Origin of the sequence: Vreelandella arctica, from assembly GCF_037070215.1 — a bacterium.
GTDB lineage: Bacteria > Pseudomonadota > Gammaproteobacteria > Pseudomonadales > Halomonadaceae > Vreelandella > Vreelandella arctica.
Genome location: NZ_JBANSN010000050.1, coordinates 1 through 14,124 on the forward strand (window position 1 = coordinate 1; position 14,124 = coordinate 14,124).

The 14,124-nt window shown below is 55.1% G+C and carries 10 protein-coding genes and 2 pseudogenes; 5 read left to right on the forward strand and 7 right to left on the reverse strand.

Annotated features, from left to right (window positions below; all coding sequences use genetic code 11):
* Positions 1-611: 611 nt before the first annotated feature.
* Positions 612-937: pseudogene (locus V8L70_RS21635) on the reverse strand (transposase); the annotation flags it as partial.
* Positions 938-1,363: 426 nt separating this feature from the next.
* On the opposite strand from V8L70_RS21635, the gene V8L70_RS21640 reads away from it, so the two are divergent.
* The 4 genes from V8L70_RS21640 (at position 1,364) to V8L70_RS21655 (ending at position 4,214) form a co-directional block, all read left to right on the forward strand.
* Positions 1,364-2,743 carry a trimethylamine monooxygenase gene (locus V8L70_RS21640; RefSeq protein ID WP_101146581.1) on the forward strand — a complete coding sequence of 460 codons (1,380 nt, stop codon included), beginning with the start codon at positions 1,364-1,366 and terminating at the stop codon, positions 2,741-2,743.
* Positions 2,744-2,816: 73 nt separating this feature from the next.
* The gene (locus tag V8L70_RS21645; RefSeq protein WP_198556047.1) at positions 2,817-3,329 is read left to right on the forward strand and encodes a hypothetical protein; all 513 of its coding nucleotides are present in this window, start codon (positions 2,817-2,819) and stop codon (positions 3,327-3,329) included.
* Positions 3,330-3,406: 77 nt separating this feature from the next.
* Complete coding sequence (locus tag V8L70_RS21650) at positions 3,407-3,904, forward strand: hypothetical protein (protein WP_198556048.1); 498 nt, start codon at positions 3,407-3,409, stop codon at positions 3,902-3,904.
* 16 nt (positions 3,905-3,920) lie between these two features.
* A complete protein-coding gene (locus V8L70_RS21655) occupies positions 3,921-4,214 on the forward strand; it encodes a hypothetical protein (protein WP_035586807.1) in 294 nt (97 codons plus the stop codon).
* Positions 4,215-4,875: 661 nt separating this feature from the next.
* On the opposite strand, the gene V8L70_RS21660 is transcribed toward V8L70_RS21655, so the two are convergent.
* Genes V8L70_RS21660 through V8L70_RS21670 form a run of 3 tightly spaced genes read right to left on the reverse strand, consistent with a single transcriptional unit; the run spans position 4,876 to position 10,174 of the window.
* Positions 4,876-6,057, reverse strand: a complete 1,182-nt coding sequence (locus V8L70_RS21660) for an amidohydrolase family protein (protein WP_101146582.1) — start codon at positions 6,055-6,057, stop codon at positions 4,876-4,878.
* Between the two features lie 8 nt (positions 6,058-6,065).
* Complete coding sequence (locus V8L70_RS21665) at positions 6,066-9,125, reverse strand: efflux RND transporter permease subunit (protein WP_101146583.1); 3,060 nt, start codon at positions 9,123-9,125, stop codon at positions 6,066-6,068.
* Positions 9,122-10,174: an efflux RND transporter periplasmic adaptor subunit gene (locus V8L70_RS21670; RefSeq protein ID WP_232774882.1), complete on the reverse strand. Its 1,053-nt coding sequence runs from the start codon at positions 10,172-10,174 to the stop codon at positions 9,122-9,124. Before V8L70_RS21670 ends, V8L70_RS21665 begins: the two co-directional genes overlap by 4 nt.
* 83 nt (positions 10,175-10,257) lie before the next feature.
* Here V8L70_RS21670 and V8L70_RS21675 point away from each other — a divergent pair.
* Positions 10,258-11,687: pseudogene (locus V8L70_RS21675) on the forward strand (IS1182 family transposase).
* 396 nt (positions 11,688-12,083) lie between these two features.
* Here V8L70_RS21675 and V8L70_RS21680 read toward each other — a convergent pair.
* Genes V8L70_RS21680 through V8L70_RS21690 form a run of 3 tightly spaced genes read right to left on the reverse strand, consistent with a single transcriptional unit; the run spans position 12,084 to position 14,072 of the window.
* Entirely contained in the window at positions 12,084-12,899 is an 816-nt protein-coding gene (locus tag V8L70_RS21680; RefSeq protein WP_101146584.1) for a RodZ family helix-turn-helix domain-containing protein, read from the reverse strand.
* Between the two features lie 16 nt (positions 12,900-12,915).
* The gene (locus V8L70_RS21685) at positions 12,916-13,650 is read right to left on the reverse strand and encodes a HupE/UreJ family protein (protein WP_176304976.1); all 735 of its coding nucleotides are present in this window, start codon (positions 13,648-13,650) and stop codon (positions 12,916-12,918) included.
* A gap of 53 nt (positions 13,651-13,703) precedes the next feature.
* Positions 13,704-14,072 (reverse strand): hypothetical protein, encoded by a 369-nt coding sequence (locus V8L70_RS21690; protein WP_176304977.1) that lies wholly within the window; start codon positions 14,070-14,072, stop codon positions 13,704-13,706.
* Between the last annotated feature and the right edge of the window lie 52 nt (positions 14,073-14,124).

A 14,124-nucleotide genomic window follows, 5' to 3' on the forward strand; every position in this document is an offset into this window, starting at 1 on the left:
CTTGCTGTTCAATAACTAAACGAACAGCTCGCTCCCGCACTTCCGGGGAATATCGTTTTGGTGAGTTCATAACTCCATCCTCTCAAGATATGGAGTCTCCGGTAAAGACGGGGCGGTTCAGTTAGATGTTGAACGGTATCTTCTTGAACCTTTGCTTTAGCGATAATTGGCGGGATCTTGCAGAGTGTTAAGGTAATTGGAGGGAGGGCGATGACTGCTCTAGGTCATGGCAAGATGACGGCACGAATGACAACTTGTTACCGGTCGAGTATGAACGGCGTTATTTTAAGGCTCGACGGGCGTTTAGAGTAGCAGGGAGATTAATTTGCCTGGGCGCTCTGATATACCCACTCCATGGATGAACTATTAAACTTCACTTATTAGCATTGACGAATATTGCTCATTACGGTCGAGGCTGTGTGAAAACCTAAAAATCAGTTGGCGATTACAGCGTTCAGCCGTATTGGCACGACTATCGGCTAGCAATACGCTTCAGAGTGCCTTCCTTTATTATTTCCACATCTGAAGTTGTTCGAGATAAAGCCTAAAAAATACCTTCTATAGAGCGTCACCGACTTCTACTAAGTCCGGTAGAGCCAGGATCAGCTGCCCTATGCTCGCATTGCCTGGATTAAACTCTTGGAACCGAGGATATTCATGACGCGTTTTATGTTGCAGGCAAGCACATGAAAGCTCATTTCCGTACTGCCGTTCTTAACTTAAGCCCTTTGGTTAAAAAGTGCGTCGCTCCTATCCACACTTTTAACGTGCCAAAGGGATGCTCGACCGTCTGACAACGGAGGCGCATTATACCCTTCGCCTGATCCAATCGAGCTTTTACCGCCTCCAGAACCTTTTCGTGTTCCCAGCGCTTGATACGCCGATAGATACCTGCAGTACATTACGGCTTCATTGAGCAATCCGGACAGGCCGAACTCTAATAGCAATTGGCATCGGAGCAGAGGATGGCACTTAAGGTACGTTTCCGTCACGCTCGCCGATTAGGCCAGCCGTTCTGTGTTAGGGTAGCTGTTCTGAATGACTGACGCATAAAAAAGTGGCAACGCGCTGCTTTTCCAATCTATTCGAGCTCTCGCCTTTGTTGGTGGCGCTTCGACACCTTGTATTACCGCCAGAACGTACACTTTTCGTTCTGAAGCGCATTACCTGAATTTCTTGGTAACCAGAACTCTCTGGCTTTTAAGCCGGCATTTTTTTCTGCATTGGGCGCGCGCCCGCGTGACTCTCTATCAGTGATTATCGGGTACTGCTTTTAGCGAGCGGTATCCAGCCACGACTATTTTTATTTTTCCGTTGAACCAGCCAAGCGCTCGTTCGTTAAGACGATCAACCGAGACACATTATGAGCTTTAGAATTGCCATTCTGGGGGCTGGCCCTAGCGGCCTTGCCCAACTCCGTGCTTTTGAAGCAGCACGCCTCGCCGGCGCCGACATTCCCGAGATCGTCTGTTATGAAAAGCAGAGTGATCTAGGCGGCTTATGGAATTACACCTGGCGCACTGGTCTTGATGCCTACGGTGAGCCCGTTCACGGCAGCATGTATCGCTATCTCTGGTCAAATGGCCCCAAAGAATGCCTGGAGTTTGCAGACTACAGCTTTGAAGAGCATTTCGGCCGCCCCATTCCTTCCTATCCTCCCCGGGCGGTGCTTCGTGATTACATCATGGGGCGAGTCGAGAAGAGTGGCGCGCGTCAGTACATCCGTTTCAACACGGCTGTCCACTGGGTCGACTATGCGGAAGAAACCGGCAAGTTTGCGGTCACTGTAAGAGACCTCAAGCAAGATGAATTACGGACTGAGGAGTTTGATTACGTGGTGGTGGCCACTGGTCATTTTTCCACGCCTAATGCTCCTTATTTTGAAGGGCTCAACCAGTTTCCGGGCCGCGTTCTGCATGCCCATGACTTTCGTGACGCTTGTGAATTCGCTGGGAAGGACCTGCTACTCATTGGTAGCAGCTACTCCGCCGAAGACATCGGCACCCAGTGCCACAAATATGGCGCTAAGTCGGTGACTTTCAGCTACCGCAGCCAGCCTATGGGATTCGAGTGGCCCGACTCTTTCAAGGAAGTGCCGCTCCTTACTGAGGTGGTCGGCAAGACGGCATACTTTAAGGATGGCAGTAGTCAGGACGTGGATGCGATTATTCTCTGTACGGGGTACCAGCACCACTTTCCGTTTCTGCCTGACGAACTGACCCTGAACACTCATAATCGACTCTATCCAGAAGGCCTATACAAGGGCATCTTTCTGGAGCAAAACCCCAAGCTGATCTTCCTCGGCATGCAGGACCAGTACTTCACCTTCAATATGTTTGATGCCCAGGCCTGGTACGCGCGAGATGTCATGCTGGAACGAATCACGTTTCCCAGTGAAGCAGCCATGGCCGCCGACAGCGCAGATTGGGTCAGCCGGGAACAAGAGGTCGAAAATCCGTTCCAGGCAATCGACTTTCAGGCCGCCTACATCCGTGATCTATTGCAGCCCACTGATTACCCCTCGTTTGATGTCGAGGCCGTCACAGATATCTTCAAACAATGGGAGCACCATAAAGAGGCGGATATTTTAGGCTATCGCGATAAAAGTTATCGCTCAACGCTCACGGGCACCCTGGCACCGGCCCATCACACGCCGTGGATGCAGGCAATGGACGATTCTCTTGAGACCTTCCTTAGCAAAAAGCCAGAAAGCGAGGAGCAGGTTCTAAGCTCAGTGCACTAGAGAGGTTGTTCGCTATCGCAACGGTGCTGCCTCTAACGAGTAAGCCGTTCCGTATTATTAAAAGGAAACGTCAATGACGAATACAAGCCTGATTCAGGCTCGTTCACGCTTCACCGCAAGCAGCATTAGATGGGGTTTTATGTGGGCCCTTTGGTGCGCCGTGCTCTGGGGTGCCTGGTATATCCCAGGATCCGCCGTCTGGTTTGAAGCGCCTTACGTCAACCTAAACTATGACACCAACGCAGAGTTTCTACTGGCGGCAGCGGTGCTTACGACTTTCAATGCCATTGCAGTACTGTTCTTCCTTTTTGTATGGAATGGAGTACTGGGCAAATGGGGCGAATACGCACGCACCATTCGACAGATGCGCAACATCTCCAAGTGGTTCTTTATCGGTGCCATTTTTGGTGGTCCGATGGCCATATTCGGATCCTACCTAGCCATCGGGTACATTGGCGGGGCCTTCGCTGCTATCGCAGCACTAATGTATCCGATTATCGGTGCCACTTTGGCACGCCTCTGGTATCAGGAAAAAATTACCAAGCGAGCGGCCATTGGTATATTCATTATTCTCACGGGGGCGTAACGGTTTATGCACCAGGCATCATAGGTGAGCTGACAGGCACTGGAGAGAGCGGCTGGCTCGGCTACGTGGGCGGCGCCATGGCAGCCTTGGGTTGGGGCGTTGAGGGGGTCATTGCTGGACGAGGATTGGATGTTGCCGATCCTGATGTGGGCATCACCGTGCGTTTTTCCGCCGAAGTACTTTATTGGGTAGCACTAATTCTGCCAGCTATTTACCTGTTCACCGACCAGCCTGTTATCGAGTTGGTCGTAGCAACATTTAACTGGGCCGCTATTGGCTGGCTTATGTTGGCTGGGGTCACCTTCGCCTTCTGTTATGTTTCTTGGTACAAGTCATTTCCGCTCATTGGCGTGGGCAGAGGACAGGCAATTGCTTCACTTTATGGCCTTTCAGCGGTGATCTTCCTGGCTGTCTTTACTTTGGAGCTTCCAGAGTGGAATTTCCTGGCTGGGCTGGCGCTGTTTGTGACTGGTGGCTTCGTGATGTATACCGAGAACGACGAGGTTCTTGAAGTCGTGCGAGCGGTCTCGAAAAATACCGATGCCGAGGGTAACCGCACATCTGCTCACTTATGAACTGGAGCACCAGTACGTGAAAAAATTACATATGAAAGGCCGAATACTTCAGCTAATCAACGCCAAGCGCGATGAGGGCATCTGGGACTGGGAACTCACTGATACCATAATGGGTGAGTACGGTCTTTCCGGCCCTTATTGGAAAGGCAATACACGGGTGACGCTAACAGATCTATTTTCCACTGGCATTATCGAAAGTGTGGAAGAGAAACTAGACGATAAGGGCTATTTTGGTGTCGGCCGAGTACTGTTCAAGTTCCGGCTTAATGCCTTCGGTAGACAGCGCATGCTGGACACCGAACTGGCATGACGATTGGGCTTTATCCAATCATTCAACTAGAGAGGAGTGAATTATATGTCTGAGTTCTGGGGTTTTCCGGGTGCCGATATCTTGGCTGTAGCGGTAATCATTATTTTGAGTAGTTTAGCTTTATACCAAGCCCGTACTTTCGTCACGAAGATCTGAAGCTTAGCCACAGATACCGATTTTTAACGCACGATGCATAGCGCGCGTCCGTCTTCACAGCGCCCGCTTATCGCCCTGCTCAACCACTGTTGAGCATTATCTTCCTCGCCTACCGAGCCGCCCTCGATGGACTCGCCATGCCCGGGGCAATCACCGAAAGGGGTAGTTGATGCCCTTTTTAACCTGAGCAATACTCATCACAAACAAAGACAAGCATGTCGGCATTATCTATTTAGCAAATGATTAGCTTGAGTTGAGCCATACTTTGTTCTTAACCTGGGGAGGATCATGACCTGAACGTTTCGACTGCGTTGGATGGCAGCGCCCTCCTGGACCGCCGATTGACGACCGTGGAATCTGGATTGGGGGACATAAGACCTCCGATGAGTGGTTGGCCACTATGAGGGAGGCAAGGGGCTTCGCTTGGCATCCTTTGGCTGTACCCTTGAGATACAGCCAAAGTGATCTCCGGTTATGGCCACGCTGACACCAAAACCAATCGGCATCATTCGATCCCGGGCGGATGCGTCAGACCTTTATTCCGAACAGCTTTTATTCCGAACAGCTTTTCTGCATTTCGGAACGCAATTTTTTCCTTGGCTTCACGGGGCAGATCCACTGCCCGAAACCAGTCGGTTCCTTGCTTCATGTCTGCAAACGGGTAATCCGTTCCAAACATCACTCGATCCACACTGATGTACCTCAGCAAAAGATGAAGCAGTTCATCCTGGAAGAATGCGCTGGTTGTGTACCAGAAATTGTCACTGAAGTATTGCCCGATAGGCTTGTTCAGCGAGTCTTCAGTCGACTCGCTCATATCTCCCACGATACGCTCGTAGTAGAACGGAAGGCCCTCTCCCATATGGCCGATAATCATCTGCAGTTTAGGAAATTTATCGAACACCCCAGTGATGATCAGTCGAAGACATTGAGTCAGCACCTCCTGGTGCCATCCATATCCTGAACCGCTGAAAATGTAGTTCTGGAACAATTGGTCATACCCTGGCCGCATGGTGTTGTAATAAATATTGAACACGTCTTCCGGGGGGAAGCCTGGATGCAGGTATATCGGCACATCAAGCGCCTCGGCGCGCGCCAGAAGGGGCTCGAAATCCGGGTGGTCGAGGAATTTGTTGCCAATGAATCCATTGGTCATGGCCCCCAGAAAGCCATCTTCCCGAACGGCGCGTTCAAGTTCGTCCGCTGATGCTTCCGGGTTCTGCAGAGGCAAGGTTGCATAGGCCTGGTACCGCCCCGGATGGGTGGCCATCGGGCCATCGGCAATCATCTTGTTGAGACGATAGGCAAAATCGATGCCTTCCTGACCCGGGACATTCTGCACACCCGGCGTATGTGCGGAGAGAATTTGAACATTGACCCCCGCCTTATCCATTGCGCCGATGCGGCCAGAGCCGAGTTCGGCAAGACCCGTTTCCCTGAGGTACTCTACGTGTTGATCGTTAATCGCGTTCAGCGCGATCAGTTCCTCGGTGGTATAGGTCTCTTCCGTGGCGATAAATGGCAGGTCCTGGTCTCGCAACGCGATGACCGAAGTCTCTGTCGCGGCAGCACTGGAGATAATGGCAGGCATGGACAATCCGGCACCAACACCAAGTGCAGCCGCACCAGTTAGAAAACTACGGCGTCCCATTGTCAGGCTCTCTAGGGTTTTTTCGATCTGTTTCATGACAATTTCTACTCCGATGTTTGCGTTGCGTGGTTTGGGGGCAGCTTGAACCGCCCCAGAATATTGCCGATGTTATCCACGTAGCTGTACACCACCGGGATAACCAGCAAGCTCAGAAGCGTTGAAGTGAGCAGTCCGCCAATGACCACGAAGGCCATGGGGGCCCGGAAGCTGGGATCGCCAGCCCATCCTAGGGCGATCGGCATCATGCCCGCCCCCATGGCAATGGTGGTCATCACGATGGGCCGGACACGTTTTTTGCAGGCATCAAGAATGGCGTCCACGCGTTCCAACCCATGCTCCCGGCGGGCGATGATGATGTAGTCCACCAGCAGGATCGAGTTCTTGGTGGCGATGCCCATCAGCATGATCAATCCGATCATGGCGGGCAGCGACACGGGCGTCTGCGTGAGGAACAACGCCAGGAAAGCCCCAGGTACGGAGAGCACCAGTGCCACCAGAATAGTGACCGGCTGCATGAAATCCTTGAGCAGCAGCACCAGCAACATATAGATGCACAGCACGCCGGTCAGCATGGCAATCCCGAAGCTTGAGACAAGCTCCGCCATTTCCTCTGCATCGCCTTCTGCTGTCTGAAACACGCCACGCGGCAACTGACGTAAACTGGGCAGTGCCTGCACGGCCTGTTCGATTTCCCCCAAAGGCTGCCCTTGCAGGCTCACCTCGAAATTGACGTTGCGCAGACGATCATGCCGGGTGATTTCCGAAGGACCGCTGCTCCACTCGAAGGAGGCAACACTCTCAAGCGGCACTGGCCCATTCGCACCAGGCACTGGTAGCCGTTTAAGGGTCGCCATATCCTCCCGAGCGGCATCCGCCAGCCGGACCATCACCGGCACCTGACGCGAGCTGAAGTTCAACTTAGGAAGATCCTCGGCGTTATCGCCCACTGTCGCGATGCGCAGCGTATCGGCGATGGCCTGAGCCGAGACCCCAAGGTCGGCGGCGCGGGCAAAATCAGGGCGTACAATGAGTTCAGGCCTGACCAGGCTGGCCGTCGAACTCACCGCACCGATGCCGGGAATGGCGCGCATCTCCCGCTCGACTTGGCGAGCATGCAGTTCAAGCACCCGGCTATCCTCACCGGCGAGCACCAACTCATAGCCATCTCCCTCGTCGCCTACGCGAGCTCGCACGCCGGGAAGCGTGGCGAGTGCAACCCGCAACTGCTGCTCTATGTCTTGCTGCGTAACGCCCGCGCGGGTTGCGCGATCCGCCAAACCAACGGTCAGTTCCACCGAGGTCACATCAGAGTCACTGCTGCCGGAGCCTCCACCGACAGCCGCGAAGACGCTAACGACATGACGTTGCGTCACCAGTCGTGAGCGTGCCTGCTCGGCAAGCGCCGCCGCTTCAGACAAGGTGCTACCGGGCGGCAAGGTGAGCGTCGCCTGCGTCTGGGAATTATCATCGGGGGGTATGAAGGTCCCCGGCAGGGTCGAGGCCAGCCAGATACCTCCTGCAAAGCAGGCCGCCGCCGCGAGGAGCGTCGTCTTACGGTGGCGCAGGCACCCGTTAGCAACGATCAAGTAGTAGTTAATCCACGTTGGATCGCGCGAGGGATGTTGGGGTTTGCGCAGCAGATACGCAGCCAGCATGGGCGTGAGAAGGCGCGCCACCAGCAGCGAAAACAGCACCGCTACCGAGGCCGTCCAACCGAACTGAACGAAGAATTGCCCGACGGTGCCGCTCATAAAGGCCGTGGGCAGAAAAACGGCAATCAATGTAAAGGTGGTGGCGACAACGGCCAGGCCAATTTCCGCCGCCGCGTCCATGGCGGCCCGGCGCGGGGGCTTGCCCATTAGCAGGTGCCGTTCGATATTCTCAATCTCGACAATGGCATCGTCCACCAGCACCCCGATCACCAGCGAGAGCGCCAGCAACGTCACCACATTGAGCGAGAAGCCCACCAGGTGCATGAAAGCGAAGGTGGGGATGATCGACAGCGGAAGCGTGACCGCCGCTATCAGTGTGGCTCGCCAATTGCGTAGAAAGCAGAACACCACCAGCACCGCCAGCGCCATCCCCTCGAATAGCATGTGCATGGAGCCCTGGTAGTTCTCCAGCACTGGCCCAACAAAATTGAAGGCTTCTTCGACCTCGACATGGGGATATTGCGCCTGCAAGTCGGCAACAGCAGCCTGCACCCCCTCGGCCACATCCACCTCGCCGTACCCCTCGGCACGGGTCATCTCGACGCCGACGACGGGCGCGCCATTCAAGAGTGCAATTGAGCGCCGCTCGGCCACGGTATCAGTAACCGTCGCCACCTGATCAAGGCGAATACGCCGACCGTCGCTGAGTGCCAGCTCCATCGTCGCAAGCTCAGCTGCGGATTCAGCGTTGGCGATGATGCGCACGGCCTGTTCGGCTCCGCCGACATCAACGCGGCCACCGGGGGCCTCCAACTGCGCCTGACGCAACTGGCGGGAGATATCCAGCGCTGTCGTGTTCATCGCCAGCAGACGATCCGGAGCCAATGCCACGCGGACTTCGCGATCGACCCCGCCGATACGCCGAACCGAACCAACACCGGGCACCGCCAATACGGCCTTGGTCATTTTGTCATCGACGAACCAGGAGAGTGCCTCATCGTCTAGATCGGAGGACGTCACCGCGTAGCGTACAATCGGCTCACTGGAAAACTCACCCTTACGAATCATTGGATCACGCAGGTCGGCGGGTAGATCCGAGCGGATGCGAGCAACAGAGTCGCGCACGTCCTCAACAGCCTCTTGCACGGACTTTTCCAGCCTGAATTCGATAGCAATGTCGGCATTGCCATCCGTCAGCGTTGTAGTGATGTTTTTGACACCGGAGACGGTAGCGATGGAGTCCTCGATCTTGCGGGCAACCTCGGTCTCCATTAAGGCGGGGGCCGCCCCCGGCAACGAGGCGGAGACCTCCACGAGGGGCAGCTGCACATCCGGCAAGTCCTGAATAAGCAAGCCTCGGAAGGAGATGAGCCCCCAGAAGGTCAATAGGATGAAGAGCAGAACAACCGGAATAGGATTGCGAATCGCCCAGGAGGAGGTATTCAGCTTCATACCCCGTCCTCGACGTCGGTATCGTCCGTTTGGGGTGAATGAGCCGGCTCTTCTTCAATCACCCGAACCTGGTCACCGTTTCCCAGAAAAGCACCACCCGAGGCGACCACCTTGGCATCGGGCTCAAGCCCGTCGCGAATTTCGATGCGATCATCCGTGTGCTGGCACAGGGAAACTTTCTGCTCCGTTATCTGGCCTTCATCGCTGACGCGATGGACGTAGCCAAAGCCATCGCGAAGCTGCACCGCGGCGCGGGGTAGCGTCAACACTTGACGGCTGCCCAGCTCGAATCCACCCCGCGCAAACATCCCCGCCCGAGCAACGTCGCTTAACGGTAGGTCGACATAAACCAGCCCATTGCGTGTAGTGGTGTTCACTAGCGGCGCAATGGTGCGCAACCTCCCTTCGAGTTCATATCCACCGGGCACGGTGACCCTGGCAGTCTGGCCGGCTCGCAGCTCATTCAGATCGGAAGCGGCGACCTCGGCCCGCCACTCCAGCCGACCGTGGCGCGTCAATCGGAACAATTCCTGATCGGCGCCTGTAACAGCGCCAACAGTGGCCGTGCGGGAGGTAATCAAACCGTCGTCTGGGGCGACCACCTGCGTCTGAGCCAAGCGTAGCGCTTGGGCTTCATTCTGCGCTTGCGCAACGCCTAGCCGCGCCCTGGCGGTGAGTTCTGCGGTTTCGTATTGCTGAATCTGCTGCTCTGAAAGCGATCCCGTGGTTTTCAAACCGCGGGCGCGCTGGGCGTTGGCATTCGCTTCCGCAAGCGTTGCTTCGGCTTCCGCCACGGCGGCGCGGCTCCTGGCAAGCTCTGCGCGCACCGTCGTGGCGTTATACACGGCCAGCACCTGCCCTTCCGTGACCTCATCACCCACGCCTACCTTGACCTCTACCAGCCGCAGGCCACCGATTTCGGTACCGATAATGATCTCCTGCCATGCCGCGATATCACCATTGGCCGCGATAGTGGTCGGAAGCGTCTGAGGTTCTAATGTCGTCACGTTGACGGATAAGGAGTGAATCGCCCTTAGTTTGATAGACACAATTGAAAGGCCGCTTTCGGCCGAGGCTGTGTGAAAACGAGGCTACCGCTATACTCTACCCGTGACAGCTCGTGGAGGTGCCGATGAAGCGCTTCGTTGCAGGTGAGTCCCGGTCTCAAGCCACGTTGTTCCCTGAGCTTCTTGATGATTTTGTCTCGGAGGACAACCCGGTCCGAGCCATCGAGGCCTTCGTTGAGGCCCTTGATCTCAGGCAACTCGGTTTCAAGGGTGTCGATCCCCATGCTACCGGCCGGCCCGCCTATCACCCTGCGGTACTCCTGAAAATCTACCTCTACGGTTACCTCAATCGCATTCAATCCAGCCGTCGCCTGGAGCGCGAGGTGCAGCGCAATGTCGAGCTGATGTGGCTGACAGAACGCTTGGCACCGGACTTCAAGACGATTGCCGATTTTCGAAAGCACAACGGCAAGGCAATCCGCGCCATCTGCCGAGACTTTGTCGTGCTTTGCCGGCGCCTGGGGCTCTTCACACAAGCGATCGTGGCCATCGACGGTAGCAAGTCAAGGCGGTCAACAACCGTGACCGCAACTTTACGTTTGCCAAGATGAAGCGGCGCGCAGAGGAGATCGAGAAGAGCATCGAGCGTTACCTGCGCCAACTCGACTCAGCTGACCAAGGCGACCCCGCTGTCACAGAGGCGCAGACAGCACAGCTGAAGGACAAGATCGCCGCTCTCACCGAGGAAGTGCAGCGACTACAGGCCATTGAGATACAAAGAACCCAGGCACCTGACCAGCAGGTCTCGTTGACGGATCCCGATGCTCGCTCCATGAAGACGCGAGGCACCGGGCTAGTGGGGTACAACGTACAGACGGCCGTCGATAGTCAGCATCATTTGATCATCGCCCATGAGGTCACCAACGTCGGTAGTGACCGGCGTCAACTTTCCGGGATGGCCAAGCAGGCACATGATGCCAGCGGCATCAAAGATCTCAGTGTCGTGGCGGATCGCGGTTACTTTAAGGGAGAAGAAATTCTCGCGTGCTACAAGGCCGGTATCACCATCTATCTCCCCAAACCGAAAACCTCACCGAGCCAGGCCAAGGGAATGTTTCCCAGAGAGGCATTTCGCTTCATCCCCGAAAGCAACGAATACCACTGCCCTGCGGGAGAGCGACTGATCTGGCGTTTCAAGAGCGTCGAAAAAGGTCAGACGCTGCATTGCTACTGGAGTTCAGCCTGCCCAACCTGCGCGATGAAAGGGAAATGTACCACTGGTAAACACAGGCGTATAAAGCGCTGGGAGCATGAGGATGTGCTCGAGGCGGTACAGTCTAGGCTGAACCAGAAACCGGAAATGATGCGTCTCAGACGCCAGACAGTCGAGCACCCGTTCGGCACACTGAAGGCCTGGATGGAATCGACGCATTTTCTGACCAGGAGCCTCAAGAGCGTCAGCACGGAAATGAGTCTTCACGTGCTGGCCTATAATATGAAACGTGTCATAAAGATCCTTGGAACCAAGGGGTTGATTCAGGCGATGCGGGCATAGCGTGCCTGCTGCTCTTTAATAGCGCCTGTAGTGCCCTATGACGCTCTCTAGGAAGGATTTCTCGGGGCGCGTGATCTTGAATAACCTCGTCTGTGGCGATGGCGGAAGTGCTTTGAGACGTCTCGTTGGCCGCTGGACGTGGCCTGACAGCCGGATGCGGAAACAGGCAACGGATTTGGGAGTTTTCACACAGCCTCGACCAGAAGCCGACTTTAAGATATTTCGCATATACGCCTAAATGGTTTTGCTAACTGAGCTATTGCATCATCTCATGCGCTTGAAGATAATTTTTTATATCAAGTGGTATATCAATAAACCAATACAGCTACGAATACTTTAATGACACTGGTTCGAAGAAAACCTCTAGCACTCAAGAGAGCGCTAGAGGCTAATCCGTTAAAGGGCCTTAACTAACTCCCCATAATCTCCACCCACACGCAAGACAATAGTCACATCGCTATCATTGCGGTTACGGAAAAACCAACCGTGATTGCCATTGAAAGCGGCTTCTAGCTCACCTTCATCCTCGGGCACGCCACGGCCTTTCTCGTAACTGATGGAATTCCCATTTCCATCACCGTGCGTGTCAAAGTTGACGGGGCCACCGTCTGATGCCCATGCAAAGGTAGCAACCGCCCCTTCTTGCATGGTGAGTTTGTACTCTGTGCCTTCACCTGGCGTCAGGGTAAAGCTCACTTCATCACTCCATGGAGACGCTTCTTCCGCTTGCGCCGTCAGGGAAGTGGCTTCCTCAGTCGCTAATGCCTCTGCCAGCGCCACGCTGGCGTCGGTCATCACCCTTTCAGAATCGGCGGGTGAAGGTTCGACTGGATCACTTGCTGAGGCAGAATTGGCTGTTTGGGGAGCCATCTCTGCATCCGAAGTGGAAGTTTGAGCATCAGCATCGCTTGCCGTCTCAGGCTGGCGATCACTGACGGTCTCTTGAAATGCAGCGGGTTGAGACGCCTGCTGAGCACTGGCTTGATCATTGGCCTGATCAAGCTCGGCTTCCTCAGCCAACTGGGTCTTGATTTCGCCCATCTCTGTCAGCCCCAACAAGCGGCCAGCGCCGGTGGGGTCAATGGCATACTCAGCAGGCAGCACGACGGTGATCAGCAAAGCGACTGCAATGACGGCTGCCATCAGCGTAGAACGAAGTAACTTACCTGTTGACGGTAACTCGGCACGGGTGGGAAGGTCGGTATTGTACATTTGGGTCTCTCCTGAATTAGGCGATGAAATAGCCGGTGAGCTGATAACCAACCAGCATAAAGCCAGCGCACATCATGGCGACGTTAGCGGTGTAGGCGTGGCGTAAGAAGCCATTGGTGCGTCGCCAGAAACCCATCACGATAAGGATGGCACTCAGGGCCAGTAGCTGGCCGATCTCTACCCCAACGTTGAACGCCAGGAGATTGGGGACTAATCCATCAGAAGCGATATCGTACTCAATGATCTTGCTCGACAGTCCAAAGCCATGGAACAGGCCGAAGACCAGCGTCGCCACCTTGGTATTGGGCTGAAAGCCGAACCAGCGCTGATAAGCACCGATGTTATCGAGTGCCTTGTAGACAACGGAGAGACCGATGATGGCATCGATAAGGTAGCTATTGATGCCGATATTAAAGTACACCCCTAGCAGCATGGTCGTAGAGTGACCGATGGCGAAGAGGCTGACGTAGATGGCGATATGCTGCATTCGATAGAGGAAAAAAATCACCCCTAGCAAAAACAGGATGTGGTCATACCCCGTCACCATGTGCTTGGCACCGAGATAGACGAATGAGATCAGGTGAACGCCATAGATCTCCTGGATGTACCCTTTGTCGCCTTCAGCAACGGCGTGGGCAAGGGCTTCACCACTGGCTCCCAGGAGCATCACCAGCAGTGTGAAAAGGGTCAGCGCGTGGCGTCGGGCCAAAACAGGCAAGCCGAACGCACCCCCTAGTTGGGATGGAAACATAAAACCTCCACGGGTCTGTCATTAAGTGTTGGCCGTCCAGTGGACGGCCCCAGTCATCCAGCAATGACCGGCCGTGGAGGACGCTCCAAGCGGTAGACACGACGCAGCGGTAGGCCGCTGCGTTCGCCTAGCCGCAGGGCGTCGCGGAAGTTCGACTCGACGGCAATGCCCGTCCCAGGCCGATCCGCTTTTTCGTGAAAGTGACTGCCACTCTCATTATGGAGGTGGCGACTATCTTCGTGCTCGTGGCCATGGGTATGCCCATGGCCCTTCTGCACATTCTCATGGAGAGACAACTCAACGCTAACCATGCTCGCCGCCCCATGCGCACGCGCCTCACCCACACTGGTGAGTACCAGGCTAGGCAGGAACAGCAACAGAAAGGTCAGATAGCCAAGGCGGTGGCGCAGCCGATTGAGCATGTAGAGCAACCAGGATAAAAGTAAAAATCATAAAAATAGATAACCGTCTGCC

What these genes read in the sequence shown, in the direction of transcription:
- V8L70_RS21640 (WP_101146581.1), top strand. Translation starts at nt 1,364, where the DNA reads ATGAGCTTTAGAATTGCCATTCTGGGGGCTGGCCCTAGCGGCCTTGCC.
- V8L70_RS21645 (WP_198556047.1), top strand. Translation starts at nt 2,817, where the DNA reads ATGACGAATACAAGCCTGATTCAGGCTCGTTCACGCTTCACCGCAAGC.
- V8L70_RS21650 (WP_198556048.1), top strand. Translation starts at nt 3,407, where the DNA reads ATGGCAGCCTTGGGTTGGGGCGTTGAGGGGGTCATTGCTGGACGAGGA.
- V8L70_RS21660 (WP_101146582.1), bottom strand. Translation starts at nt 6,057, where the DNA reads ATGAAACAGATCGAAAAAACCCTAGAGAGCCTGACAATGGGACGCCGT.
- V8L70_RS21665 (WP_101146583.1), bottom strand. Translation starts at nt 9,125, where the DNA reads ATGAAGCTGAATACCTCCTCCTGGGCGATTCGCAATCCTATTCCGGTT.
- V8L70_RS21680 (WP_101146584.1), bottom strand. Translation starts at nt 12,899, where the DNA reads ATGTACAATACCGACCTTCCCACCCGTGCCGAGTTACCGTCAACAGGT.
- V8L70_RS21685 (WP_176304976.1), bottom strand. Translation starts at nt 13,650, where the DNA reads ATGTTTCCATCCCAACTAGGGGGTGCGTTCGGCTTGCCTGTTTTGGCC.
- V8L70_RS21690 (WP_176304977.1), bottom strand. Translation starts at nt 14,072, where the DNA reads ATGCTCAATCGGCTGCGCCACCGCCTTGGCTATCTGACCTTTCTGTTG.